This window comes from Neolewinella xylanilytica (genome assembly GCF_002934605.1).
Classification (GTDB): domain Bacteria; phylum Bacteroidota; class Bacteroidia; order Chitinophagales; family Saprospiraceae; genus Neolewinella; species Neolewinella xylanilytica.
In genome coordinates this window covers 204,623-229,796 of record NZ_PTJC01000008.1, presented here as the reverse complement: position 1 = coordinate 229,796, position 25,174 = coordinate 204,623, and the positions used below count along the sequence as shown (strand labels likewise).

General features: G+C 57.7%; 20 protein-coding genes. 13 read left to right on the top strand and 7 right to left on the bottom strand.

The window, feature by feature from the left end:
- Positions 1-97: 97 nt before the first annotated feature.
- Positions 98-634: a KdsC family phosphatase gene (locus CLV84_RS20585; RefSeq protein ID WP_104421730.1), complete on the top strand. Its 537-nt coding sequence runs from the start codon at positions 98-100 to the stop codon at positions 632-634.
- 1 nt (position 635) lies between these two features.
- On the opposite strand, the gene CLV84_RS20580 is transcribed toward CLV84_RS20585, so the two are convergent.
- A complete protein-coding gene (locus CLV84_RS20580; protein ID WP_170067804.1) occupies positions 636-1,232 on the bottom strand; it encodes a Uma2 family endonuclease in 597 nt (198 codons plus the stop codon).
- A 102-nt stretch (positions 1,233-1,334) separates the two neighbouring features.
- On the opposite strand from CLV84_RS20580, the gene CLV84_RS20575 reads away from it, so the two are divergent.
- Entirely contained in the window at positions 1,335-3,650 is a 2,316-nt protein-coding gene (locus CLV84_RS20575; RefSeq protein WP_104421728.1) for an ATP-dependent helicase, read from the top strand.
- A 19-nt stretch (positions 3,651-3,669) separates the two neighbouring features.
- Here CLV84_RS20575 and CLV84_RS20570 read toward each other — a convergent pair whose 3' ends face one another.
- Genes CLV84_RS20570 through CLV84_RS20560 form a run of 3 tightly spaced genes read right to left on the bottom strand, consistent with a single transcriptional unit; the run spans position 3,670 to position 9,578 of the window.
- Positions 3,670-4,884, bottom strand: a complete 1,215-nt coding sequence (locus CLV84_RS20570; protein ID WP_104421727.1) for a Pycsar system effector family protein — start codon at positions 4,882-4,884, stop codon at positions 3,670-3,672.
- The gene (locus CLV84_RS20565) at positions 4,877-5,815 is read right to left on the bottom strand and encodes an SdiA-regulated domain-containing protein (protein ID WP_104421726.1); all 939 of its coding nucleotides are present in this window, start codon (positions 5,813-5,815) and stop codon (positions 4,877-4,879) included. Before CLV84_RS20565 ends, CLV84_RS20570 begins: the two co-directional genes overlap by 8 nt.
- Before the next feature lie 13 nt (positions 5,816-5,828).
- Positions 5,829-9,578 (bottom strand): BamA/TamA family outer membrane protein, encoded by a 3,750-nt coding sequence (locus tag CLV84_RS20560; protein WP_146088889.1) that lies wholly within the window; start codon positions 9,576-9,578, stop codon positions 5,829-5,831.
- Positions 9,579-9,836: 258 nt separating this feature from the next.
- On the opposite strand from CLV84_RS20560, the gene bshB1 reads away from it, so the two are divergent.
- Positions 9,837-10,568: a bacillithiol biosynthesis deacetylase BshB1 gene (bshB1, locus tag CLV84_RS20555; RefSeq protein ID WP_104421724.1), complete on the top strand. Its 732-nt coding sequence runs from the start codon at positions 9,837-9,839 to the stop codon at positions 10,566-10,568.
- A 7-nt stretch (positions 10,569-10,575) separates the two neighbouring features.
- Here the strand turns inward: bshB1 and CLV84_RS20550 are convergent, their stop codons facing one another.
- Complete coding sequence (locus tag CLV84_RS20550) at positions 10,576-11,901, bottom strand: polysaccharide deacetylase family protein (RefSeq protein WP_104421723.1); 1,326 nt, start codon at positions 11,899-11,901, stop codon at positions 10,576-10,578.
- Between the two features lie 84 nt (positions 11,902-11,985).
- Between CLV84_RS20550 and CLV84_RS20545 the strand changes: the two genes are divergently transcribed.
- Positions 11,986-12,786: a hypothetical protein gene (locus CLV84_RS20545; RefSeq protein WP_104421722.1), complete on the top strand. Its 801-nt coding sequence runs from the start codon at positions 11,986-11,988 to the stop codon at positions 12,784-12,786.
- Between the two features lie 68 nt (positions 12,787-12,854).
- Positions 12,855-13,925 (top strand): 3-dehydroquinate synthase, encoded by a 1,071-nt coding sequence (aroB, locus tag CLV84_RS20540; protein WP_104421721.1) that lies wholly within the window; start codon positions 12,855-12,857, stop codon positions 13,923-13,925.
- Positions 13,926-13,975: 50 nt separating this feature from the next.
- Here the strand turns inward: aroB and CLV84_RS20535 are convergent, their stop codons facing one another.
- The gene (locus CLV84_RS20535; RefSeq protein WP_104421720.1) at positions 13,976-14,452 is read right to left on the bottom strand and encodes an Hsp20/alpha crystallin family protein; all 477 of its coding nucleotides are present in this window, start codon (positions 14,450-14,452) and stop codon (positions 13,976-13,978) included.
- A 148-nt stretch (positions 14,453-14,600) separates the two neighbouring features.
- On the opposite strand from CLV84_RS20535, the gene CLV84_RS20530 reads away from it, so the two are divergent.
- Together CLV84_RS20530 and CLV84_RS20525 are read left to right on the top strand one after the other, a co-directional pair.
- Entirely contained in the window at positions 14,601-16,037 is a 1,437-nt protein-coding gene (locus CLV84_RS20530) for a TlpA disulfide reductase family protein (protein WP_104421719.1), read from the top strand.
- Between the two features lie 7 nt (positions 16,038-16,044).
- On the top strand, positions 16,045-16,482 hold the full coding sequence (locus CLV84_RS20525) for a hypothetical protein (protein WP_104421718.1): 438 nt from the start codon (positions 16,045-16,047) through the stop codon (positions 16,480-16,482).
- Positions 16,483-16,494: 12 nt separating this feature from the next.
- Here CLV84_RS20525 and CLV84_RS20520 read toward each other — a convergent pair whose 3' ends face one another.
- Complete coding sequence (locus CLV84_RS20520; protein WP_104421717.1) at positions 16,495-17,457, bottom strand: TIGR03885 family FMN-dependent LLM class oxidoreductase; 963 nt, start codon at positions 17,455-17,457, stop codon at positions 16,495-16,497.
- Between the two features lie 100 nt (positions 17,458-17,557).
- Here CLV84_RS20520 and CLV84_RS20515 point away from each other — a divergent pair, with 100 nt between their 5' ends.
- From CLV84_RS20515 to CLV84_RS20490, 6 genes are all read left to right on the top strand, one after another.
- Positions 17,558-19,231: an alpha-amylase family protein gene (locus CLV84_RS20515; RefSeq protein ID WP_104421716.1), complete on the top strand. Its 1,674-nt coding sequence runs from the start codon at positions 17,558-17,560 to the stop codon at positions 19,229-19,231.
- Between the two features lie 99 nt (positions 19,232-19,330).
- A complete protein-coding gene (locus tag CLV84_RS20510) occupies positions 19,331-20,833 on the top strand; it encodes a putative maltokinase (RefSeq protein ID WP_104421715.1) in 1,503 nt (500 codons plus the stop codon).
- Between the two features lie 9 nt (positions 20,834-20,842).
- Positions 20,843-21,523, top strand: a complete 681-nt coding sequence (gene dapB, locus CLV84_RS20505) for a 4-hydroxy-tetrahydrodipicolinate reductase (RefSeq protein ID WP_104421714.1) — start codon at positions 20,843-20,845, stop codon at positions 21,521-21,523.
- Positions 21,524-21,600: 77 nt separating this feature from the next.
- A complete protein-coding gene (locus CLV84_RS20500) occupies positions 21,601-22,494 on the top strand; it encodes a hypothetical protein (protein ID WP_104421713.1) in 894 nt (297 codons plus the stop codon).
- 39 nt (positions 22,495-22,533) lie between these two features.
- The gene (gene ald / locus CLV84_RS20495) at positions 22,534-23,631 is read left to right on the top strand and encodes an alanine dehydrogenase (RefSeq protein WP_104421712.1); all 1,098 of its coding nucleotides are present in this window, start codon (positions 22,534-22,536) and stop codon (positions 23,629-23,631) included.
- A 13-nt stretch (positions 23,632-23,644) separates the two neighbouring features.
- Positions 23,645-25,168, top strand: coding sequence for a M28 family peptidase (locus tag CLV84_RS20490; protein ID WP_104421711.1), 1,524 nt, complete (start codon positions 23,645-23,647; stop codon positions 25,166-25,168).
- The last annotated feature ends 6 nt before the right edge of the window (positions 25,169-25,174 follow it).

The following is a 25,174-nucleotide window of genomic DNA, read 5'->3' as shown; positions in this document are numbered from 1 at the left end:
AGACTAAAAGACTAAAAGACTAAAAGACTAAAAGACTAAAAGACTAAAAGACTAAAAGACTAAAAGACTAAAAGACTAAAAGACTAAAAGACTAACCTTGAACGAATTAGAACGCTTCCAGGACATCACCACCTTTATCTTCGACGTGGACGGGGTACTGACGAACTCTCAGCTGATCGTAATGGAAGACGGGAGCCTGCTACGGCAAATGAACGTGCGCGACGGGTATGCGATCAAGCGGGCGTTGGAGCAGGATTACAAGGTTTGCGTGATCACCGGGGGAAAGAGCGCGGGGGTAGTTTCCCGGTTGCAGGGATTGGGAGTAGTGGATGTGTACTATGGCGTGCACGACAAGGTGGAGGTTTACCGGGATTTTATGGATCTCTACGAGTTGGACGATGCGAACGTGCTCTACATGGGGGATGACGTACCGGACTATGAGGTGATGCGTTTGGTAGGATTTCCGGTTTGTCCGCGGGATGCGTGTCCGGAGATATTGTCGATTGCCAAGTACGTGAGTCACCGGGGTGGGGGAGAAGGGGCCGTGCGGGATGTGATCGAACGTACCCTGCGCCTACACGGTAAGTGGATGGTGGATCCGGCGGAGGAGGAAGTGCCGAGCAGTGATTTCTAAATCAACCTTCTGGGTAGTACGGCTGGGAAACGTTCCGGTATAGCTCCGTCATGGAAAGACTGACGCCGATACTTTGTAAATCGATGGTGGCTTCGAGCCCGTCCGCGTAATGGAAGCTACCGAAATTGTTGTCTTCGTGTCGGCGGTAGAGGGTAGCGTGTACCCGGTTCTGGTCGATCAGTAGGTACGCTTTTACCGTTGGGAGACTGAGGTAGTATCGCATTTTGGCGCCCCGATCGTAATCCGCCGACGTTTCGGAAATCACCTCTACGATGACCCGGGGATTCCGTACAGCGCCGGTAATGGTATCGGATTCATTGATTTTGCCGTAAATGACGGCTGCATCTGGATACACGTGGCGCTCCGCGCGTTCAATTTCAATTTTGATATCGGAATTGACGGCCAGACAATTCTTCCCAGCACGCTGAAGCGCGTTTCCTAGGAGGCGCAGTGCATTAGAGGACAAGATGGTATGGTTGATCGTTCCACCGGCCATAGCATACACTTCCCCGGCGTGGTATTCGTAGCGTACTTCGCCCTCCTGCTCGAAGGAGAGGTACTGATCGATCGGGAGTTTCTTGCTGGCCGTTACTGCCATGGTAACTTTCTTTGCAGCTAGATAAGAAAGCACAAGCGTTGCACCAGGTTCTCCGACCAACATTTTGTTGCTTATCTTGGCGGCTCGCTTAAATGTATCCGTATGCCAGATCCCCAAACCTCCAGTTATCTCGATTCGCTGAACGACGTGCAACGGCAGGCAGTGACGACGATCGACGGGCCGGTGCTGGTGGTCGCCGGGCCCGGATCGGGTAAAACCCGGGTGCTGACCTACCGGATTGCCCACATCATCGAGCAGGGAACCGCCCCCTGGGAAGTGCTGGCTCTGACCTTTACGAACAAGGCGGCCCGGGAAATGAAGGAGCGGATCGAAACCGTCGTCGGTAAGCGTGCCAGCTACATCTGGGCGGGTACCTTTCACAGCCTGTTCGCACGTATCCTGCGGGTGGAAGCCCAGCACATCGGTTATCCCACCAACTTTACGATCTACGATACGGACGACACGAAAAGCCTCATCGGTTCGATCATCCGGGAATTTCACCTCGATAAGCAGGTGTACCAGGCCAACGCCATCAAGAACCGGATCAGCTCGGCAAAGAGCAGCCTGATCACGCCGAAACTGTACGAAAAGAACGAGGAGCTACTGGCGCAGGATAAAATGGCGAATATGCCGCTGGTCTATAAGATCTACGCGGCCTACGTGGCGCGATGTAAGCAGGCCGGAGCAATGGACTTCGACGACTTGTTATTCCGATTGTACGAGCTTCTCCAAAACCATCCCGAGGTGGTGGCCAAATACCGGGAGAAATTCAAGCACGTGCTGGTGGATGAGTTTCAGGATACGAATACGCTGCAGTACGCGATCATCAAGCGCCTGGTGCAGTATCCTAACAGCCCCAGGAATATCTGCGTGGTAGGAGACGATGCGCAATCCATCTACGCTTTCCGGGGGGCTACCATTCAGAACATCCTCGACTTCGAGAACGACTTCGGACAGCACAACATCCGGGTTTTCAAACTCGAGCAGAACTACCGGTCGACCGAAAATATCGTCAACACGGCCAACGCCGTGATCAGCTACAACAAGCGGCAGATCCAAAAGAAGATCTGGAGCGACAAGGGCACCGGCGATAAGATCAACATCATCAAGGCGGTCGACGATAACGAGGAAGGACGCCGGGTAGCGGATACCATACTGGAACAGAAGAATCGCTATCACCTGCAAAATAGCGACATCGCGATCCTGTACCGGACAAACTCCCAGTCGCGCATCTTCGAGGAATACCTGCGGCGCTTCAACATCGCGTACCGGGTTTACGGCGGACAAAGCTTTTACCAGCGCAAGGAAGTTAAGGACCTGATTGCCTACCTACGGATGGTCGTCAATCCCAACGACGAGGAAGCTTTTCGCCGGTCGATCAATCATCCCAAGCGGGGGATCGGCGGCACCAGCGTATCCAAGGTGACCGACCTGGCCCGCCAGCAGAACATCACCCTTTTCGAAGCCCTGAAACACGTGGCATTGCCCAATCGGACCCGCCACGCCGCCGACGGATACATTCACACCATCGAGCAGGCGCAGGCGAAGGCCGATACGGCAAATGCCTACGAGCTGGCCGACGCCATCGCCAAGGGGTCCGGTTTGACGGATATGCTACGCAACGATAAATCCATCGAGGGGATGGGCCGGCTGGAAAACCACGAAGCCCTGCTAGACGGAATCAAATCATTCGTCGAGGAAGATACCCTGATCGATACCGACACTTTACCGGATAAATCCCTGGCTACTTACCTCCAGAACATCGCCCTGCTCACGGATTTCGACAGCAACGAAGAAAACCAGACGGGAGACGTAGTAACCCTGATGTCCGTACACGCGGCGAAGGGATTGGAATACAAGTCGGTCTACGTCGTCGGGCTGGAAGAAAAGCTTTTTCCCAGTTGGATGAGTATGGACAGCATGGAAGGGCTCGACGAAGAACGCCGGCTGTTTTACGTAGCCATCACCCGAGCCGAATTCTACCTGACGCTGAGCTACGCCAATACCCGCTACCGTTACGGTAAAATGGTGATGAACGAACCCAGCCGGTTTCTCTCCGAGGTACCGGCGGATGCCATCGAAAATACCTCCTCCAACCGCCGGAGCGCCGACCACGAATACGATGAAGTGTCGCGCCAACGGGAGCAACGCGCCAGCGTAACGGGCGTTGCTCCGAGAAACCGCCGCGGGACCGCCCGCTTCGCCGCTCCTAAAGTCGATCCGGCAACCTTTCAGCCCAGCCCGGCCGAGGAAGTGCAAACAGGGCGTAATGTTTTACACCTCAAATTCGGCGAAGGGAAAGTAATTGACGTGGACGGGGGAGCAGACAACCGGATCGCCACCATTCACTTCAGCGAGCTGCCCCAACCGGAAAAGCGCATTATGCTGAAGTTCGCGAAGCTGCAGGTGTTGGATTGACCACGAGCGGATACCGGTGCTACTGCATATTGGTGAGGTTCCAGACGTAGACCGAAAGGAAGGTGATCACCCCGAGGGCAAGTCCGCCGATGAAGGTATTGTAGCTGATGGTCAGCAACAGGTACTTCCGGTGGAGTACCTGCCCAAGGTCGTAAAGATCCCGAGCGAGGTCGTCGTAGAGGCTATCCTGGTCCATCTTCATCTCGGATAAATACTTGATAAAATCGGATTTCTCGATCTTCAAGAAGTTGCCGAAGTACAAAAGACTGGCTTCTTTACTGTGGAGTAGGCTCGTCTTCTTAATCCGGTATTCCGTGACCTTCGGGCGGGCGGAAAAAACCGCGAAGATTACAGCCGTGAGGGAACTCATGAGGAGAATAATGATGGGTGCCAAAAATTCGGGGCTGGTAAAAAACAGATCCTCGAAGAAACTGAGGCCGGCACCGGAAACGGCGATGAGGATGGACAGGATGATCGTGTTGATGGAGATCATCATATTGGCCTTGTCATCGGCAATTCGGCTCAGATTGATGTGGTTTCGGAAGGCGGTGCGGTACATGGTGTCGATACCCCGGCCGAAGTTTTTTCCCGTCTTTGCCTTGACCTCCTTCTGCTGGACCTTGTAGTTGTTTTTCTGTTGCTTGCTGACGTTTTTGCGCCGCCGCTTGTCGAAAGCTTGCTTACCGGCATCGGTGAGGTAATCAAACTTCAGCAGAAAATCCTGCATTTCGTGGCCGAACTCCACCGGGTCGCCCTCTTTGCCCGCAATGGCTTCCCGTTCCAATTGTAACAGATTGGACCGGCGATCGTACCGCTTCCTGCCCAACCAGCTCCATACGGCATCGTGCAACAGTCGGGTATGCAGATCGTTTTCATCGTCGGCATTGGGTACCCCTTCGATCCAACGGTCGGCCCCGGAGAGGTCGTACTGCTCCTGTTTGGCAAACATCCGGAGCTCCTCGGCGGAACGCTGGGTGAATTTTTCCGGTCCGCCGACGTATCCCAGTGGATAGAAAAGGCTGGCAATGCGTAACCGCTCTTTATCCCGATCGTCGACACCGGACATCGTGGCGAGCTCCTCCGCCTTCTCGGCGATTTCCTCGGCGTAGGCGTAGTTATGAAACAGGTAGCTGGGGTCCAGCCCTTCGTTAAATCGGCTACGGACATAGTCTGCCGCCTGAAGGAGGATACGGGTATCCTTAGCTTCGACCACTGCCTTTTCCTCGTTACTCATCTCTGCTAGGTTGCGTCAATCTGGTGAGTGTGGCAATAATGCCGTTTCCCGCGCTGCTCTCTTCGCTGCTAATGTACAGGTCTCCGTTCGGAGAAAAAGTCAATCCTTCCGGTTGCCGGAACGTGCCGGTTTCCAATAATTCAACGTGCTTAATTTCACTGTCGCGGTCAATAACTACTAGAACGTTCCCGACCGAAGATAGTACAAAGAGGTCCTGGGTAATCGGATCAATCGCGATGCCGCTGGGTTTGAAAACGTATTCCCGGTTGGTTCCGAAAACGATCTGACCCAATTCCAGTTCATCCACGAAGTAGCTCGGCTGATCAAGCATTTCCATGGTTTCCAGGTCGAAGGTGTAAATCCCCCTCCGGGTGCTGTTGTCCTCGCTGGGGCTCAGTTGCTGCTCCTTGGGGGTGATGAGGAGGGTGTTGGTCAGCGAGTCGTAGCAGATACCCTCCGTATCGTTCCGGTAGCTAAATAGGGTCTCGATTTTCTGGGCGGTAATTTCGGTAAGGCTGTCCTGGTAGGTGAAGTAGTGCAGATCGCCGTCGGCTTCGAGTACGTAGATGTCATTGCCTTTACGGGCGACACCTTCGTAGTCCAGGTTATCTCCGTACTTGACCGTTTGCAGGGTAGTACCCGTGATGGCGTCAACGAGAAAAAGCAGTCCTTCCTCATCCTGAATGGCAAATACTTCATCCTCATTAAAGCCCATGCATAACCCACTCACTTCGTCTAATTCATTAGCAAGCCGGGAAACCCGGTCGAGCCGGTCGAAATTAAAGGGGAAGAAGTAGTCATCGTCCACCGTAAAGCTTTCCGTCTCCGGACGCTGGCTTACCGTAAAGGCAACGTATGCCCCACCAATGGCCAGTACGATGACCAGGATAATAACGCTGATAAGGTTGGGCCTTTCCCAAATACCGTTCATAGCCGTGTTTCGTTTAGAAGGGGAAGCCCGCCGCAAAGTTCAAACGGCCGCTTTCGTCGTCCATAAAGTAGGTCAGGCTAAGAATCGTAGCTCCAAGTGGGGCCACCCATACCCCGCCGCCGTAGCCGAAGTGCCAGGTGGCGCTGTCTTCACCGTTTAGCCATACGCGGCCGTGGTCCAGACCCAGTATAAATCCTCCGACGGTAGGCACTTCGCCCTTTCCAAAGCCGAAGCCCATGAAACGCAGATCAACGTTCTGGTACACCAACTTGTGACCTAGGTACCGGTCGACCCGGGCGGCGCGGTAGTTGGACCGGCCACCCATGGAAGCGAGCTGATAAAATTCCGGGTCCCCCCCGTTATACTCTACCCCGAAGCGGGTAGCGAAGTTAATGGCCTTCGTGAGCATGCGGTAGAAACTGAGGTTGCCACCGACCTTGGTTGTCTGTCGGTCCGTATCGTCGAGATTGATGCTGTGCCGCGCGTACACGTCGTACACTAAGCCGTTCTGGGCCAGCAGGGGAATGGCCAGGTTATTCGAGCTCAGGCGGGCGGAAAGACCGGCAAATGGTTGGGCCTCGAAGATCCGGTCGCCGGTAACGTTGTCCGCCAACTCGTTGATCAAGGCGAAATCGGGTGCGTCGTCCAGGTCAAAGCGATGGTAGAAGGGGCCCACGGAGAAGCTCAACCGGTTCCGTTTACCCCGGAAGCGAAGCATGGGATTGATGAAAATCTCCTCCCGACGCGCCCGGTTGTACTCCAGGACCTGATCTTCGTCAATCCCGATCCCGTCGAGGTTATCATCGTCCGGTTGCCCCGGGCCGTCGTTGCCCAATCCGAAATAGTTAGCTACGTAGCCCGGACTGAAGTAGTGGGCATCGAGAACGATATCGGTGCGGCGCGCGAAGACATCGTTGAATTCTCCGCTATAATTGGCTTTCCAAAACTCGTTCGTGCTGTAGCTCGCCCCGATTTTGTGGCGTTGGGAATAGGGATCGGGTTTCCAGCCCATGATCGTACGGGATAAACCGGCACCCAGGAAGAAACCGTCGTCGACGTTGAAGCCGATCGAGGGAGTCGGTATCATATAGTCGGGATAGTACTCCTGAAAATCGTAGGTGTTAAGCTCCGGATATTTATCCGTGCGTCGATCCTTGAGTCGGGACGTGTTTCCGGTAAGCTCGATTCCCTCCTCCTCGTCGTACACTTTTGCACCCAGTCGTCCCTCGGCAATGACTTCGTCGCCGTCGGTACCGCCGATGATGCGAATGTCTACGTCACTATCGGGTCCGCGTAATACGAAGCGGTCGTCTCCATCCAGGCCGTAAACCTGAACGCTTTTCGTTTCCCCGGGCAGAAACAGCCGCGAGTAGTACAATTCGTCCGCCTCTCCGTCGCTATCGGCATCGAAGACTTGCACCCGGAGTGTTCCGTCTTCCATCCCTTCCAGGAGGAAGTAATCGTCCTGGTCGGTGCCTAGGATGTTAACCCGCTCGGCAAGCACTTCGTAGTAGTCTTCGGCGAAACGGTCCAACTGGTCCAGTCTCGACTTTAGCTTTTCGTCGATGTGCTCCACGTCCAGGCTATAGGGAATCACTTCGGGGGGCATCCTGCGCAGGGCCGCATCGATATCCGCATCGGTGATCGATTCCTGGATAAAGGTAGCTTCGGCCAGCATTTTCTCGCGGGTGATCTGGTTGAGGAAAACCCGGTCGTTCCACTTGCCGTTCAGGGCCCGCCACCTTGCATGATCCAGGTCGCCCGTGAACGGGCGAAGCTTGCGCGCTTCCGGGATGAAGAGCCGCGCTACGGAGAGCAGGGTACCGTCGAAGTCGCTAAACACCTGATCGCGGTCGCGGCCGACCGGCACAAAGCGGGTTCTTCCGTCCTCTTCCTCAAAGGAGGCCCAACGCCACTGGTCGCGGTGTCGATCCCAGTCGCCGATTAGAAAATCGAACAGGCGTGCGCGGGCAAAATTGGGTTGGTCGGCGTAATTTTTCCAGTCTTCCCACAGCAGCTCGCGGGTGCTGCTGTTGCTTTCAATCATTTTACTGTCGCCGAAGAAACCACTGTCGCTCCAATCCTCATCGGGGCGTTGCTCGAGCCAGTACATCTCCCCCCCGAAGTTCAGGTTGAAGTCGCCAAGCGCAGGCTGCTTGGGCACGTAAAATAGGTAGGGGTCGGCGGCCAGTAGCCCTAGTTTTTGCTGGAGGGGCGGCAGGGCTAAGGGCGCGTAAGGGTGAATGGCCGTGAACTGGTCCTTGGCCACGTCCGCGGCGAAGCTGTTCTCCAACAGTCCCGGCAGTAGCTGGGCCGGATTTTTTCTGACCGACCGCAATTGGTAGAGGCGGCCGTCTCCTCCCTCGGTGTGGAGGCTCATGGTGGTCATGCCGCCCCCTCGCCGGTAGGGGTTCAGGCCACCGAAAATGGTGTCGATCTTGAGGACCGGAACCTTCACTTCGGTGTAGTACAGCGGACGGTAGTGCCGCCCGAAGGTGGATTCGAAGAGGCCACTTTTGCTCTCCGGGTCACCGGCGTAAATCGCGGTGCGCACCGTATCGTCGGTTACGACTTCGGAGGGTACCGGCTCGATGCCGACGTCCTGTGAGGCGAACCGGTCCGCGATGATGCGGCGGTAAAAGGTCCGTTCCTGGTTGCCGTCCTCATCCACGGTATAAAAGCCGAGGTAAACGGCCCCGTCTTCGTAAAAATCGAGCTTACCGTACCCCACCGCGCCCTGTACGAAGTTGGCATCGTTGCCGCCGATCCCGGGGCCGCGTACGCTGCCCGAACCGGCCACTATGTTGATGTACTCTTCTTCGTGGTTGAGCATCATCAGGTGCTCGTGGGCGGAAACGAAGATGACGTTCGTTTCGTCGTCAATGCCGGATTCCACTTTGCGAATGAATTCCTGATACCGGAGGCTGTTTATATCCTGCGCGCCGCCGCCCGCTCCCTGAATGAACCGGAAAATGCTGCCTACCACGGGGAGGGGCACGTAAGCACCCGGTATCACATCCGTGAACGGGAAAAGGTGCTGCCGGAAACTGAATTGTCCTCCGCGGTTCCCATTGGACTGCAGCGGGTGGTGCATCATGACGATCTTCACCTGGTCGCGGTAGCCCTTGATCTCATCGGCCATGGCGAAAGTCATGGCGTCGCGATTCGTGTAGTCACAGCCCTCGCTCACCTCCTCGTCCCGGTCCCAATCGGCCAGATACCAGGCGGTATTGACACCGATGAGCCCGACACGGTCGATCAGCTCCCGATCGTCCGGACCGGAGCAGGCATTATTGGGCATGAAACGCACTTCCTTTTCGCTGTTTTCCTCAACGTATTCTTCCAGGCGATCCAGGCGGCTGAATTGTCCATCGCGGGCAATTTCGTTTTCCCCCGGTGTCCAGAAGATCGACCCGGGCACGCGCTGAAATCGGCTGATAACGGCGTCCAGATAGGCTAGATCGTCGTCATCGGGCTCTTTCTCCAGGCCGTTCTTACCCGTTATATCCCCTAGTAACATCAGCGAGCTCTGGTCGGCACCGGCTGGCATCTGTTCGATCATGGTTTCCAGCGTGGTCAGTCCCCGATCGTAATCATAGCCGAGATCACCCACCAGAAAGGCACTGTACTCCAATTCACCGCTCGGTGGAGCATCGCTGGTCAGTCCCTCGATTTCCGCTTCCTGCAGTTGATAATTGGCACATTGAGTAAGTAGGGCTATTGCCGTCATTATGACGGTGCAACGTAGTAAAAGTGTAAGCATCGTAAGTGTAATGTTCGGACTATAACTACCCGCCGTTGGCGGAAGTTCGTCCGCAACGGAGGCCTGGAGGGGGATGTCAGGGAATGTATGGCCGCTGACGCCCGCGGGGGATGCGCTGCGGAGCGTAAGCGACCCAGTTCCAAGCTATACAAGTTACGGCGTATTCTCCCTTCCGGCGGGAATTGCGAAATCCATTGGTGCGGTTCAACTACTACCCGCCTGAGGGGTTAAGCCTTATTTATCATACCCCGGCAAACCATGAAAGTAGATATCCTAGCCATCGGCGTACACCCCGATGATATTGAGTTAAGTTGTGCCGGCACCTTACTCCGGCACGCCGCGCTGGGGTACACCTTCGGATTGGTAGACCTAACCCGCGGGGAGCTTGGCACCCGCGGCACGCCGGAAATCCGTACCCGGGAAGCGTACGCCGCCGCGACCAAACTGGGTGCCAAGTTCCGGGAGAATCTGGATCTTCCCGACGGCTTCATCCGCAACGACGAGGCTACGGTCCGCAAGCTTATCATGGCGATCCGCGATTGCCAGCCGGATATCGTGCTGGCCAATGCCCTCAGTGACCGGCATCCGGATCACGGCCGCAGCGCGGGCCTCATCGCCGATGCCTGTTATTACAGCGGCCTGGCCAAGATCGAAACCCACAATCTGGAAGGCGCCCCCCAGAAAAAGTGGCGCCCGGCTGCGGTGTACCATTACATTCAGGATCGCAACCGCCAGCCCGATTTGGTAGTGGACATCACGCCGTATTTCTCCCGCAAGATGGAGGCGATCAATTGCTACGAATCCCAGTTCAACGACCACAATCCGAACGATTATTTCCACGAGGATTCCACGCCGATCAGCGGCAAGGACTTCATGGACTTTCTCTTCGCCAAAGCCCGCAGCCTCGGCCGGGAATCGGGTTACGAGCTGGCCGAAGGCTTTAACGTGGCCCGGGTACCCGGCGTGCCGGACCTGATGAAACTCGATTAGGGTGCCTCTACCCGGTTTTGGCTGATTCCGAACCTGTTAGATGACCGACCAGTCGCACGTACATCTCCTTCCATCCCCCCCAGCCGTATTCCGGCGCGAAGCTGCTATTATGCCAAAGTAGCATAAACGGGCCGCCGTGGGGTTTTGCCACCGCGAACAGGCGCATCACCTCCGCTTCGGCTTCCCCGGCACTTAGCCCGAGGTAGCTGCGGAGGGTGACGTCCATGGCCGCGAAGGGATACACCGTCAGCCGGGTTTCTTTTTCGCGTTCGAGGTCGTACCAGGGAAAGGGTAGGTTGGTTCCGGCCCGCCAGCCGATGGCATCGCCGTAGCCCATTGTATAGTCCGACCGGATACCCTGACGCAGTAGCTGCCGGTACGTATCGGGCAGACGAAAACGAAGGAAGTGCTGCCTGGATCGATCCACCGAAGCCTCGAGTATCCCTTCGATACGTGCCTTCTCTTCGCCGATGAGGTCAGGACGGTCGCTCGTGGCGTAACTCGGATGCAAACCGGTGGTAGCGGAAGCCGCCAGTTGACGCATCCACGTCCGTTGTTCCTCGGGGATAGGGTGGGGGTTCGTATCGTGCGTATGCGTCCGGTCCGAAACCAACCAGAAATACGTAGGATGGAGGCCATGATCGCGGTGAATGCCCTCCAGAAAGGGCAGGGTTTGGTAGGGGTCGCGGCGCGCAGGAGCAACGAACCGCTTGATCCCGCGCGCGAATTCCCCGGTTAACACATCCCGAATGCCGGAAGCGTAGCCCCGCCACCCCCGGTACTGAAAGGCCCAGAGCAGGTCAATATCGTAGGATGGCTGGAAAATGAGGGGTTTTCGCCGTGGATCGGGTAGCCCGGGAAACCACGACCGCAACCTGCGTCCGATTGCGGCAGTCCACTCCCTTACGACGGGCCGGTCTAGAAAGCCGAAGCGCAGCGCATGGCTGGCCGACGCCGGAAAGCGGCCGTGGGCGTCGGGGGTGAACGGCTGATATTCTTCGTACCGGGAAAGGCAGAAGAATATGGCCGCTAGAAGATCCGGGCCTTCGGACGTCTGACACAGGGGGGGCGGCTCAAGGTGGTCAGGCCGCCAGTTCGCCAGATCGTCGCCCGGGTCATACGACCGGCCGCAAAGGAGGGGGTGGGCCGGCAAATTGCGGTCCCCCGCTTCGCCGTAAGTGATAAGGAATTCCGGGGCCGTACGGGGCAGGACGCTGCGTTCGTTGTAGAACCGAAAACGGTAACCGAGGTCGGCACCGACTACCTTTAGTACGTAGCGGAACCGGGGGTGACGGATGCGGGTGCGGATCGTGATCTCGGGTAGTTCGTACAAGCTTGACGACATTTCGGTTGGCTAAAGGTAGCCGGATTCAACAAAGCCACGCGGATTGCTGTAATTGGCTATATATTCCCCTTTATGTACCGACTTCTACTCCTGGGCTGCTGTTTGTTTTTCGGGCCTACGCTGATCGCGCAACAGCAGTTGCCGGGTGACCGGAATATTTACGACGCGAAGTCGATCGGCGTGGTTTATGATCACGAACTGACGTTTAACGTGGCCATCGCTACCCCGCGCAACTTCTTTTTGGGCGTGCGCAGCGGCCGATTGATTACTTACGACAAAACCCGCTTCTGGACGCTCACCTTCGGCGACATTCGCCACAGCCGCGAGCGTCGGGAAAATCCCGACCGGGTGAATATCGTCAATAACCGGGTGAGCCGCGCCTACGTTTTCGGGAAGCAGAACCAACTTTACGCCCTGCGGCTGGGCTTCGGGATGAAGAAATTTCTTTCGGAAAAGGCGCGGGAACGGGGGGTGGCGATAGGCTATTCCTATGAGTTCGGGCCTTCCCTGGGAATCTTGAAACCGTATTATCTGGAGATCGAGCAGGCTGACGCAGCTCCCCTGGATGTCCGCTACACGGGTGATAACCAGGCCATATTCCTCAATAACCAGCCGAATGTCTTCGGGGCGAGTGCCTGGACGGTCGGAATCGACGAAATCGGGCTGCGCCCCGGGGTACACGCTAAATTCGCCACCCACTTCGGTTTCGGAGCCTACGACGAGACCGCGAAGAGCCTGGAGGCCGGCATCATGGCCGAGTACTTCCTGGGCAATACCGATATCATGATCGAGAGCGAGCTGACCCCGGGTGTCAGCAACAGTCCGCTATTTTTAAGCCTCTTTATCAATTTTCAGATCGGTAAACGCTGGTAAACGCCGTTCCGCTAACCCGCCCCGTCTGCCGGCGGTACCGTAGTATTGCAACTCAACAAGATGCAACTATGACGCTGGACGTTGGGGAAGCTTACCGGATTCGTATCGAAACTATTGGGGACGATCACTTTTCGTGGTTACGGCAACGAAAGTATGCCGGTTGGGTAATCATCATGGACGAGCATACGAAGCAGTACTGCTTCCCGCTGATTAACAATTACCTCGCTGGCGAGCAAGTCGTTACCGTTACCGTAGCCCAGGGCGAGCGCCACAAGCACCTGGAGACCTGCCGCGATCTATGGGAAGAACTCTTCCGGGCCGGAGCGGGACGGCGGTGGTGCTGCCTCAATCTCGGTGGCGGCGTGATCGGTGACATGGGCGGCTTCGTGGCATCCACCTTCAAGCGCGGAATGGATTTCGTGCAGATCCCGACCACCCTCCTTAGCCAGGTAGACGCCAGCGTGGGGGGGAAACTGGGCATCGACTTCTTCGGAGTGAAGAATAGCATCGGCCTCTTTGCCGATCCGGTAGCCGTTTGGATTGACCCCCGATTTTTGTCTACCTTACCCGACCGGGAAATCCGTTCCGGGTTCGCCGAAGTGGTCAAGCACGCGCTCATCGCCGATGCGGCGGAATGGGAGCGACTGCAAGCTGCGACTCAGCTGGACCATGTGGATTGGGCCTCCCTGATCGGCCGTAGCGTCGACATCAAGCGCCGCATCGTACTGGATGATCCGTTGGAACGGGGTGCACGGAAAGCCCTGAATTTCGGTCATACCATCGGCCACGCCGTCGAATCGTACCTGCTCGAGGGGGAGGATCGTCTGCTACACGGGGAGGCGATCGCGGTGGGCATGATCTGCGAATCCTGGCTCAGCCACCGGGCGGGTCGGCTGTCGGCGCACGATCTCGACACCATCGTCAACTACCTGATCCGGCTTTATGGCCACCCGGAAATACCCGAAGCCGGTTTTCCGGCAATGATCGGGCTGATGCGGCAGGATAAGAAAAACGACGCCGACGAGATCAACTTCACCTTCCTGGACAGCCCCGGCCGCCATGTCGTAAACGAAACAGCGACTCCGGAAGTAATCCAGGAGTCGCTGCGCTATTATAACCGTATTCGTATTCAACCGTAGCATCCGCGTGGTAGGTTTGACACACGGGGGCTACGGCAGATTGGGGTCGGTTAGGAACCAACCTGGATACGGCGGGGGGCGGTGGTTTGTTCTACCGGCTTAAGCGTAGGTACGAACACCTCCAGGATACCGTTGCGGTAATTGGCCGTGATGTTGTCTTCGTCGGTGGTCTCCGGCAAGGTAAAACTCCGGCTGAAGGTATGATAATTGTGTTCCCGGCGGCTGTAGGAATCGTGGCTCCGACGGCGGCTTTCATCCAGATCTCCCTTAATAGTGAGTACGTCTTTGTGAACGCTGATATGAAAATCTTCACGTTCGTACCCGGGAGCGGCCAGCTCGATCAGGTAACCTCCCTTGTCTTTGTCGGTAAGTTCGGTAATGTTGGCGCCCGGTACGCTCATCTCGTAATCTCCGTCGATGGTCTGGTTACCATAGAGACGTTTCCTTTCCAGGTCGAAAAGGTGGTCGGAGTTACGGTATCTGGAGTTTTCGGGCGAAATTCCGGTAAAGGCGGTGAAGGTTCGCATGGTGATTTTTGGTTAATGGATTACTAAAAGACCGGTTCAACGGCTGTAATTGCAACGATCACGCCACCGGTCGTGTTCGCTCCGCACCCGGTCCGGCATACCCCGGCCCGCCCGAAAATCGTTACTTTTGTGACCCCAAACCACCGCGATGAAAAACCGTTTGCCGCTCCTCCTGCTCCTCTTCGTTCTCACGCTTGGGCTATCCGCCCAGGATGATGCAGCGTACCGCATCGAAGTCGACATCGAAGGGTACAACGAAGCGATCCTTACGCTGGGCTACTACATGATGGACAAGCAGTACATCGTGGACACCGCCTCCCGAAGCCCGGAGGGCACCTACGTTTTCGAAAGCGATACCGCCGCCCTCGAACCGGGCATTTACCTGGTGGTGCTTTCTCCGGACAACAACTACTTCGAGGTGCTGGTGAGCAGCGACGACGACCAGGAATTCACCCTCCACACGAGTACGGCCGACCTGGCGAACGTGACCGTAGAAGGGGACCGGCAAAACGAGTTATTCTATGAATACCTCACCTTTATCCGTCAAAAACAGGAAGAAAGCGCGCCTTACCGGCAAACGGTATCGGATTCCACCGCTGCACCCGCGCTCGCCGCACAAGCCCGCGAACGGTTACTGGCGATCGACCAGGAAGTAAAAGCTTACCAGGAGGCCCTTGCGACGAGCCAACCCGATGCCTTCGTGAGTTCGATTATCCGGTTCAATCAATCCCCGGAACCCCCGGCATACGCGCAGGAAACCAATCAGGACGAACGCCAACGCCTGCAGTGGCGGTGGTTGCAGGAACACTACTTCGACGGCCTGAATTTGGGTGACCCCCGCCTCGTCCGTACCCCCTTTCTGTTCAGCCGGGTCGATTACTTCATCAATTCCTTGCAGGTTCGGCATCCCGACACCCTGGCCGCCGCCATCGACCAGGTGCTGAACCGCCTCGACCCCCAATCCGAAGCCTACCGCATGCTGGTGGTTCACTACACCAACGAAGCGGCCACCAGCAAACTGGTCGGCATGGATGCCCTCTACGTGCACATGGTCGACCGCTACTACGGAAACGGCAAGGCTTATTGGGCCGACGAAGAGCAAGTCGGAAAGATGGTCGATAATGCCAACCGCCTCGAACCGCTGCTGATCGGCAAAAAGGCACCGGACCTGCACATGACGCGCCGCGACGGATCGCCGATTAACCTCTACGACGTGGATGCGAAGTACACCGTACTCTACTTCTGGCGGTACGACTGCCCGGCCTGTAAAAAATCCACTCCCCTCATGAAGGAATTCTTTGAGAAATATGGGGAAATGGCAGACGTCCGGATCTTCTCCGTCTGCACCAAGGGAGCCGACGAAATCGGAAATTGCTGGGATTACGTAGACGAGCAGGGCACCGGCGACTGGATCCAAGTTGCCGACCCCTACCAGCGGTTCTATAAGTCCTACGATATCCAGTCCACCCCGGCAATCTTCCTCCTTGACGAAGACAAAACCATCGTCAGTAAGCGCATCGGGGCCGATCAGCTCGGTGAGGTAATGGATGGCTTCCTGCAGCAAGCCGCTGCGGCGGGCAAATAATACCGTTATGGAACCTACCCAGTTCAGCCCAGCCCTTCAGGATCTTTACCTCACCATGGCGGGTTGTGTCGCGGGCATCGGGGTGATGGTGTTCCTGGCGGTGCGGGCCAACAAGCAACCCTCCCGGGATGCGCGCCAACGGGTACTGCTGCCGATGCTGGCCTACTTCGCCGGACTCTTGTTCCTTATGGCACTGATGGGGGCGTTCTGGACGGCCATGAAATACCCGGTGGTGGCCATCACCGGTAAGGTCATGACAATTGATGGGGAAGCGTACCCGGTTCCTTCGCCCCAGACCATGCGCCTCGAGCGCGTCGGTCGGGGGATCAATACCGATCAGACGGTGCTGCTCCTACAGACCCGCGACCGCCGCAACTGGGTATTCCCCGAGAACCGCTACGACGTGCAGGCGATGTACCGGGAGTTGCGGGCGGCCTCCAATTAGCGGACTAGCTACTTACCGGAGTTTCGGCAGCACGTGCTTGCCGTAGAAATCGAAGAAGTATTCCTGGTTAAGGCCGACGTTGTGAAGAATGATCTTGTCGAAACCCAGGGACAGGTCCTTCTTCAGCAGCTCTACGTGCTCCTCCGGATCCTGGGAAATGCGGAGTGATTCCGCTACTTCGCGTTTGCCGATGAACTGACTCGCCGACTCGAACTGCTCCGGGGTACGGAGCTCGCCGTGGACCGCCGACGTGCCTACATTGGTCTGCCACTGCTCGAAGGCCAGTTCGACCGCTTCTTCTCGCGTCGGAGCGCAGGAGAGGTCGACTTTCAGGTAAATCGGTTTCCCTTCACCGCCATTATTCCGGAAAGCGTCGATAACGTCGTCCAGCTTGTTGTGGGGCTTCCAGACGGTGTAGAGCCCGTCGGCCCATTCCGCTACCTCGGCGGCGGTCCGCGCGGTAATGGCGGCCGCGATGGCTACGGGGGGCTCGTCCGGTAGGGTGTAGAGCCGCACGTCTTCGGCGGTGATAAACTCTCCCCGGTGGGTGAATCGCTCGCCCGCCCACAATCGTTTCATGATGCTGACCGACTCCGCCAGCTTGCGGTTGCGGGCCGCCTTTTCCGGCCAGTGGTTGCCGGTGATGTGCTCGTTGAGGAATTCCCCGCTACCGAAGCTGGGCCAGAACCGCCCCGGGTACATCTGGCAGAGCGTCGCCACTGCTTGGGCGATGATCACCGGGTGGTACCGTTCGTAGGGGCAAGTGACTACGCCGCAGGGTAGGGAGGTGGCTTCCAGGGCCGATCCCAACCAGGACCACGTAAATCCACTCTGCCCCTGGGCATTACTCCAGGGGAATAAATGATCGGAGGATGCCATTTCGTCGAAGCCGGCGGCTTCGGCCTGCTTGGCCAGCTGGAGGAGGTGGCGCGGGGTATACTGTTCCTGGGAAATCTGGTAGCCGAAAGAAGCCATGCAAAGGTTTTTCTCTGGAAGCGGCCCTCACCAAGAATGTTCGAGAACATAAGCCCCCCGGTTTGCGTCCATACCACCGGTCCGAAAAAGCTCAAGATTAATGATCAACGAATTCTGGTATAAAAACGCCATCATCTACAGCCTCGATCTGGAAACCTTTATGGATGGCAACGGCGACGGGGTGGGCGACTTCGCCGGACTCACCCGCCGCCTCGAATACCTCCACTCCCTGGGGGTGGACGTGATCTGGCTCGCTCCTTTCCAGCCATCACCAAATAAGGACAACGGCTACGATATCATGGACTATTACGGCGTCGACGACCGCCACGGCAGTTTGGGCGACTTCGCCGAGTTCATGAACCTGGCCAATAACCTCGGCATCAAGGTCATCATCGACTTAGTCGTCAATCATACCAGCGATCAGCACCCCTGGTTCCAGGACGCTCGAAAGGGGGAAGACGCCCGCCACCACGACTGGTACGTTTGGTCGAAGAAGAAACCCGAGGACTGGGACGAAGGCGTCATCTTCCCCGGTGTGCAGGATGCCACCTGGACGAAGGACAAGCAGGCCAAAGCCTACTATTTCCACCGCTTTTACGATTTTCAGCCCGACCTGAATATGGGCAACCCCGAAGTGCGGGAGGAGATTAATCGCGTGATGGGCTTCTATCTTTCCCTCGGAGTCGCCGGCTTTCGCGTAGACGCCGTGCCCTTCGTGCTGGAAACCCAGGAACCCGGTTCGAACGGTAACCGCGAGATCCGCTTCGAGTACCTGGAAGATATGCGCCGGTTCCTGCAGTGGCGGAACGGGAGTGCCGTGCTGCTCGGGGAAGCCAATATCGCTCCCGAGGAAGCCAAGAAATACTTCGGCGACAAGGGTGGGGGGCTCCACCTCATGTTCAATTTCTTTGTCAACCAGCACCTTTTCTATGCCCTGGCCACGGGGGAAAGCAAGCCCCTTGCCGACGCGCTCCGGGAAACGGCGGGAATATATCCCACCGCCCAGTGGGCCAACTTCCTACGCAACCACGACGAGCTCGACCTGGGCCGGCTCACCGACGAGCAACGGGAAAAAGTGTTCGCCGCCTTTGGCCCCGATGACAGTATGCAATTGTACGACCGGGGTATCCGCCGACGGCTGGCCCCGATGCTCGGCAACCGCGCCAGAATAGAATTAGCCTATAGCCTGATGTTCGCCCTGCCCGGCACCCCGGTGATGCGCTACGGCGACGAAATCGGCATGGGCGACGATCTGAGCCTGAAGGAGCGGGAAGCGGTGCGTACCCCCATGCAGTGGAGCGACGAGCAGAACGGCGGATTCTCCTCGGCGGAAGCGAAGGACCTCGTGCATCCGGTCATCAACCAGGGACCCTACGACTACGAAATGCTCAACGTAGAGCGGCAATTGCGAGAACGCGACAGTCTTTTGAACTGGACCAAGCGGATGGTGCGGCTGCGAAAGGAGTGTCCGGAGATCGGTTACGGAGAGTGGGAAATCCTGGATACGGACGGCCCGACCGTACTAACCATGGTTTACCGCTACCGGAGCACGCTGCTGCTTACCGTCCACAACTTCGGCGCCAGCCCGGTGGTCATCAACCTCGACGGCTTTGATGACCTTCCCACGCCCCTGGTAGACCTGATCGAGCCACTGGAAATCAATCCGAAAGAGAAGGGCGGCTATGAAGTCCGGATCGGGTCATACGGCTTCCGTTGGTTTCGGCTGCGGGGGGTCAAGCCCGTCATGAGCACCCCGGCCACGGCCGGAAAGTAGCCACCCGAAAGGCGGGTCGGGCGGCGGTGCGCGGGTGCCACCCCGTAAACAATGCCCGGTCGCTAACGCTATACCAACAGTGAATTTCATTCGACAACTATGCCCGTGACACCCTTTTCCCGACTCTTCGAAGACCCCGATTTTACTGACGCCCTAACCAACGTGCTGCTTCCCGGCTACCTGCCCGGTCAGCGGTGGTTCACCAGTAAAGGGAAGTCGATCACTACTTGCCGCGTCGACGCAGTGTATCCCGTACAAGAGGATGCGGGCATCGTCACCATCAGCGTCGACTTCAACGACGGAAGTCGGGAGCGCTACCAGATGCCTCTGGCGCTTAATTTTACCAAGGAGCGGCGGACCATGTACCAAGAGCGATTCCCCAAACTCATCCTCGGTGAAATCACCGGCACCGGGATGCTGGCCGATGCGGTGCCGCGTGACGATTTTCGGGCCCGCCTCTATGAAATGATCCTGAACAACGCGGAAGGGGAAAACGGACTCAACGCCGAAGCCGGGAGCGCCCTGAGAGCAGCCGGTGCGTCCACCACCAGCACCGTTCCCGCGATCGACACCAGCAATACGGCCATTATTTACGACGACCGGTTCTTTTTCAAGCTCTTCCGCAAACTGGGCGTGGGCCTAAATCCCGATCTGGAGTTGGTACGCTTCCTCTCGGAGCGAACGGCTTTCGACAATTGCCCCCCCTACGGTGGCAGTCTCGGGGTAGGCAGTATGGAAAATGACGAGGAATACCTGAACCTGGGCCTGATGACCGGCAAGGTCGATAATCGCGGTGATGCATGGGAACTTTTCCAGCAATTGACGGAAGAATACTTTGCCGATGACGACCGTACCGTCGGCAAGCACACCATCGACCGGGCCCGGCAGCTGGGGGAGCGTACCGCCGAAATGCACCGGGCGCTAGCTTCCGCCGGCCCCGATCGTCCCGACCTCGCTCCAGAGGAAATGACGCCGGCCTACCGGGCCGAAATTACCGATGCCGCGCTGCGGTTACTGGAACGGCAGTTCGCCCAGCTGGCGGAAAAAATGGACGGCTTGCCCGGCCCCGAACAGGTACTCGCCCGACGGGTATTGGGGGCCCACGGGCAGTTGAACGATCGGTTGAGTAGTTTGCGGGATCGCCCGTTGGAGGCCCAGCTTACTCGTATTCACGGCGATTACCACCTGGGGCAGGTACTCTACACCGATACCGATTTCTACATCATTGATTTCGAAGGGGAGCCGCTTTTGACCATCCCCGAGCGTCGGCGAAAGCGCCCGCCCCTCAAGGACGTAGGTGGAATGGTTCGTTCCTTTCACTACGCCGCCCAGGGCCAGCTCCTTCTCAACGCCGAGCGGTACCGGGGGCGCGACCTTACGGAACGGGCGGAAGCTTGGTACCGGGAAGTTTCCGCCAATTACCTGGATGCCTACTTTGCTGCCTCCGGCGACGCCCCCTACCTTCCGGCGCGGGAGGAAGACCGCCGGGCGCTGCTGAATCTTTTCATCCTGGAAAAAGCGGTGTACGAAGTAGCCTACGAACTGAATAGCCGTCCGGCCTGGTTAGCCATTCCGCTGAACGGGGTACTTTCGCTCGTCTAAACAGCCGGTATGAAAATTACGCTTCTGGGGTACGGTAAAATGGGCCGCATCATTGAAAAATTAGCCACCGAAGACGGCCACGAGGTCGTCCTGCGGGTCGACGAAAACAATCGCGCGCAAATCACCGCCGCCGACCTGCGCACTTGTAACGTCGCCATCGATTTTTCCCGTCCGGATGCCGCCATCGATAACATCCGGTTGGCGCTGGAAGCCGGCGTCCCCGTGGTGGTCGGCACGACCGGGTGGCACGACCGGCTGGATGAAGTCAGCGGGTGGGTGGCGGAAAAGGGGGGAGCCCTCTTCTATGCCACCAACTTCAGCATCGGCGTCAATCTGTTTTTCGCCACCGCCCGCTATCTCGCCAGTCGCATCCGCGCGGAGCCATACACCGCGTCCATCGAAGAAACCCACCATACCGAGAAGCTGGATGCGCCATCCGGAACGGCCCTGACCCTGGAGGAAGGCGTGCGGAAGGCACTGGGAGGCCAACCGATTGCGATTGCCTCCTACCGGGAAGACCAGGTTCCGGGCACCCATCTCCTCCGGTTTGCCTCGCCGATTGATACCCTGGAAATCGTGCATACGGCACATTCCCGGGAAGGTTTCGCCCGTGGCGCCCTTGCCGCGGCGGAGTGGGTTCGTCACCGCTCCGGCGTTTTCACGATGTCGGATATGTTGTCCCAAGATTAGTTTGGCGCCGGGGCGCGGGTCCGGTAGACCGATCCTTGCCTTCGCGTTATCTTTGCCCCTACCATCAAACCAATGCCATGCGACGCTTCCTCACCGGATTCCTGTTTACTTTTCTGGTCTCGGCCGTGGGATTCGCGCAGATCCCGAAGACGCAACTGTACGTCTTCGACCTGGCCTTGCGCGATACGGCGGTGGCGCTTACCAATCCGCGGTACCTCAGCGATTTCAACGCATTCGGCTACAACAACCAACCCTACTGGTCGGACGAGGAAACGCTCCTGGCTTCCGTCCAGCTTCCCGGGGAGGCCCAACCCGACATTTACCGCTTCGACCTGGCTAACCGCACCCGGCAGCAACTGACCGATACGGATGCCGGAGAATACAGTCCGAAGGTGCAGGTGGCGGGCGGTAACCGATTTACGGCCGTGCGCCAGGAATTCGTGGGTGCCGATACCATCCTAAGGCTGTGGGATTTCCCCGGTGACCTGGCCGATAACGGACGTCCGGTATTTTCCACACAGAGCGATATCGGCTATTACGAATGGCTCAATCCCAGTCAGCTAGCGCTCTTCCTGGTTGAAAATCCGAGCCGGCTGGTGCTATCCGCCGCCGGCGACGGGGCTACCCCCCAGACATTGGCCACCGAGACCGGTCGCACGTTTGCGCGCATGAGCAACGGCAACCTCGTCTACGTCGACAAATCAACGACGCCCTGGCGACTGATGCAGAAAAATCTGTACCGCCTCGATGAACCGGCCGAGTCGGTCGCGGAATTACCCGACGGTACGGAAGACTTCGTGCTGTTGCGCGACGGTAGCTTTCTCACCGGTCAGGGGAGTAAGCTGTACCGCCTGTTCCCGAACCGGGAATCGCGCTGGCAGCTCGTGGCCGACCTCAACTTTTACGGCCTCCGGGATATCACCCGGATGGCGCTGAGCAACGACGGCCAGCTAGCCATCGTCGCCGAATAGCTTTTGCCCTTTGCCTAACCAAGCTTTAAAACCAAGTTTATGATTATTGGATGTCCGAAAGAAATCAAAAACAACGAAAACCGGGTTGCCCTGACTCCCGGTGGAACATTAGACCTCGTGCGGCGGGGGCATACGGTGCTGATTCAAACCGGTGCGGGAACCAATAGCGGCTACACCGACGCGGAGTACGTAGAATCCGGCGCTGAGGTCGTTGCCGATATCGAAACCGTCTACGCCCGTGCCGAGACGATCGTAAAGGTGAAAGAACCCATTGAGTATGAATACAAACTCGTACGGGAAGGACAACTGTTGTTCACCTATTTCCACTTTGCCAGTTCGCGGCCCCTCACCGAGGCCATGGTGCGCAGTAAAGCCATTTGCCTGGCTTACGAAACGGTCACCGGACCGAAAAACACGTTGCCCCTGCTCGTCCCGATGAGTGAGGTAGCCGGTCGCATGGCCGTCCAGGAAGGCGCGCGATACCTGGAGAAACCCGCCGGTGGACGGGGCATCTTACTCGGTGGTGTCGCCGGGGTTCCCCCCGCCCGCGTGCTGATCCTCGGTGCCGGGGTAGTGGGTACCGAAGCTGCGAAAATGGCGGCCGGCCTACGGGCCAACGTCACCGTGATGGACATCAACCTGGACCGTCTCCGCTACCTGGCCGATACCTTACCGGCGAACGTCACCCTGGTGTTCTCCAACGAGTACAACATCCGCCGCGAGCTACCGCGGACCGATCTCATCATCGGGGCCGTGCTCATACCGGGTGCCAAGGCCCCCCACCTGATCACCCGCCAGATGCTGGGGGAGATGCGGGACGGAACCGTGGTCATCGACGTTGCCGTTGACCAGGGCGGTTGCATCGAGACCTGCCACCCCACCACCCACGAAGATCCCACGTACACCATCGACGGCGTCATTCACTACTGCGTGGCGAATATGCCCGGTGCGGTGCCGTTCACCAGCACACTAGCGCTTACGAACGCCACCTTCCCTTATTTACTGCAGATCGCCGACAAGGGCTGGGAACGCGCTACGGCGGAGAACGAAGGCTTACGGGCCGGTCTCAACGTCGTTCGCGGTGAAATTGTCCTGCCCGAAGTTGCCGAGGCCTTCGGTATGCCCGTGGTTTCCTAATTACCTTTGGCGCATGATTCGCACAACGTTACCCACCCTGCTCTTCGCCCTGCTGGCGTCCATTCCCCTGCGTTCGCAGCAGCTGGTCGACCGTAGCCTGCCGGAGTTTTCCTTCGACAGCCTGCAGCTGGCCGGTGAGATGCATTTCCTGGCCTCCGACTTCCTGGCGGGTCGGCGTACCGGCTCGCCCGGTAATGAGATCGCCGCGGAATACATTGCCGCTCAACTCCGTGGCTTCGGTTACGAACCCATCAATTCAGCAGACAGCAGTTACTTCCAGGAAGTACCGTTGCGCCGCGTCCAGGCACCCACCACCGGTTTGGTAACTATTGGAGACAACGTCTACTCCATGGACGACGATCTACTGGTAGTACGCGGCCCGGAAGCCAGTGCCGAGACCGAAGTAGTATTCGCCAACTTCGGCTGGGTGGACCCGGAAACCGGCGAGAACGATTACGCCGATCTCGACGTCGAAGGTAAAATCGTGATTACCCGCGCGGGGCTTCCCGGCGATCAGAGCCAGCAGGCGGTGTTTCGGGGTATCCAGGAGAAAGCCGAAATGGCCGCCGCGGCCGGAGCGGTTGCCTTATTTGAAATCTACAGCCTCCCGTTTCCCTGGAATGGTTTCCGCAATTATTTGGGCGGCGAGCGACTGACGATCAGCGCCGGAGAAAGCGCGGATATCCCGTACGGCTTCATCCGCTTCGGCGACGACGTTATCCAGCGCTTGCAACAAGCCGGCACCACCATGGAAGGTGCCGTAACCAGCAGCGGCATGCGGGTAGATCGACTGGACAGCCGTAACGTCGGTGGCATACTGCGCGGAAGCGATCCGGAGGTCAGCGATGAATACCTGCTGATGACGGCCCACTTCGATCACGTTGGCGTAGGCCGGCAGGGTGGGGGAGCGTACACCGAAGCCGATAGTATTTTCAACGGTGCGCGTGACAACGCCATCGGTACCATCAGCCTGTTGGCTGCGGCGCGTGCCTTCGCGGAACGCCCGCCCCGCCGGTCGGTGATCGTACTGGCCGTTACCGGCGAGGAAATGGGGCTGCTCGGTAGCAAGTACTACGCCGACCATCCACTGGTGCCCCTGGAGCAAACCGTCTTCAACTTCAATACCGACGGCGGCGGCTACAACGATACGTCGGCCATCTCCCTCATTGGCGCCAACCGTACCGGCATCGACGAGCAGGTAAACGTTGCCGCCAAGGCGTTCGGTAAACGCGTGATTAGCGATCCGGCACCGGAACAAGGATTGTTCGACCGCTCCGACAATGTAAGCTTTGCCGCCATGGGGGTACCCGCGCTGACGTTCGCTCCCGGCTTCGGCGGATTCGACGATACCATCATGCGATATTACCACCAGGTGACGGATAATCCGGAGACGATCAACATGCGGTATTTGACCGAGTATTGCCAAATCTTTACACTGGCTGCGCGGCTTATTGCCAATCGCGACGTTGTTCCTTTCTGGACGGAAGGTGATAAGTACGAAGCTGCGGGAAAATCGCTTTACGGAACCGGCAAATAGCAAACC

What these genes read in the sequence shown, in the direction of transcription:
- CLV84_RS20580 (WP_170067804.1), bottom strand. Translation starts at nt 1,232, where the DNA reads ATGGCAGTAACGGCCAGCAAGAAACTCCCGATCGATCAGTACCTCTCC.
- CLV84_RS20575 (WP_104421728.1), top strand. Translation starts at nt 1,335, where the DNA reads ATGCCAGATCCCCAAACCTCCAGTTATCTCGATTCGCTGAACGACGTG.
- CLV84_RS20570 (WP_104421727.1), bottom strand. Translation starts at nt 4,884, where the DNA reads ATGAGTAACGAGGAAAAGGCAGTGGTCGAAGCTAAGGATACCCGTATC.
- CLV84_RS20565 (WP_104421726.1), bottom strand. Translation starts at nt 5,815, where the DNA reads ATGAACGGTATTTGGGAAAGGCCCAACCTTATCAGCGTTATTATCCTG.
- CLV84_RS20560 (WP_146088889.1), bottom strand. Translation starts at nt 9,578, where the DNA reads ATGCTTACACTTTTACTACGTTGCACCGTCATAATGACGGCAATAGCC.
- bshB1 (WP_104421724.1), top strand. Translation starts at nt 9,837, where the DNA reads ATGAAAGTAGATATCCTAGCCATCGGCGTACACCCCGATGATATTGAG.
- CLV84_RS20545 (WP_104421722.1), top strand. Translation starts at nt 11,986, where the DNA reads ATGTACCGACTTCTACTCCTGGGCTGCTGTTTGTTTTTCGGGCCTACG.
- aroB (WP_104421721.1), top strand. Translation starts at nt 12,855, where the DNA reads ATGACGCTGGACGTTGGGGAAGCTTACCGGATTCGTATCGAAACTATT.
- CLV84_RS20535 (WP_104421720.1), bottom strand. Translation starts at nt 14,452, where the DNA reads ATGCGAACCTTCACCGCCTTTACCGGAATTTCGCCCGAAAACTCCAGA.
- CLV84_RS20530 (WP_104421719.1), top strand. Translation starts at nt 14,601, where the DNA reads ATGAAAAACCGTTTGCCGCTCCTCCTGCTCCTCTTCGTTCTCACGCTT.
- CLV84_RS20525 (WP_104421718.1), top strand. Translation starts at nt 16,045, where the DNA reads ATGGAACCTACCCAGTTCAGCCCAGCCCTTCAGGATCTTTACCTCACC.
- CLV84_RS20520 (WP_104421717.1), bottom strand. Translation starts at nt 17,457, where the DNA reads ATGGCTTCTTTCGGCTACCAGATTTCCCAGGAACAGTATACCCCGCGC.
- CLV84_RS20515 (WP_104421716.1), top strand. Translation starts at nt 17,558, where the DNA reads ATGATCAACGAATTCTGGTATAAAAACGCCATCATCTACAGCCTCGAT.
- CLV84_RS20510 (WP_104421715.1), top strand. Translation starts at nt 19,331, where the DNA reads ATGCCCGTGACACCCTTTTCCCGACTCTTCGAAGACCCCGATTTTACT.
- dapB (WP_104421714.1), top strand. Translation starts at nt 20,843, where the DNA reads ATGAAAATTACGCTTCTGGGGTACGGTAAAATGGGCCGCATCATTGAA.
- CLV84_RS20500 (WP_104421713.1), top strand. Translation starts at nt 21,601, where the DNA reads ATGCGACGCTTCCTCACCGGATTCCTGTTTACTTTTCTGGTCTCGGCC.
- ald (WP_104421712.1), top strand. Translation starts at nt 22,534, where the DNA reads ATGATTATTGGATGTCCGAAAGAAATCAAAAACAACGAAAACCGGGTT.
- CLV84_RS20490 (WP_104421711.1), top strand. Translation starts at nt 23,645, where the DNA reads ATGATTCGCACAACGTTACCCACCCTGCTCTTCGCCCTGCTGGCGTCC.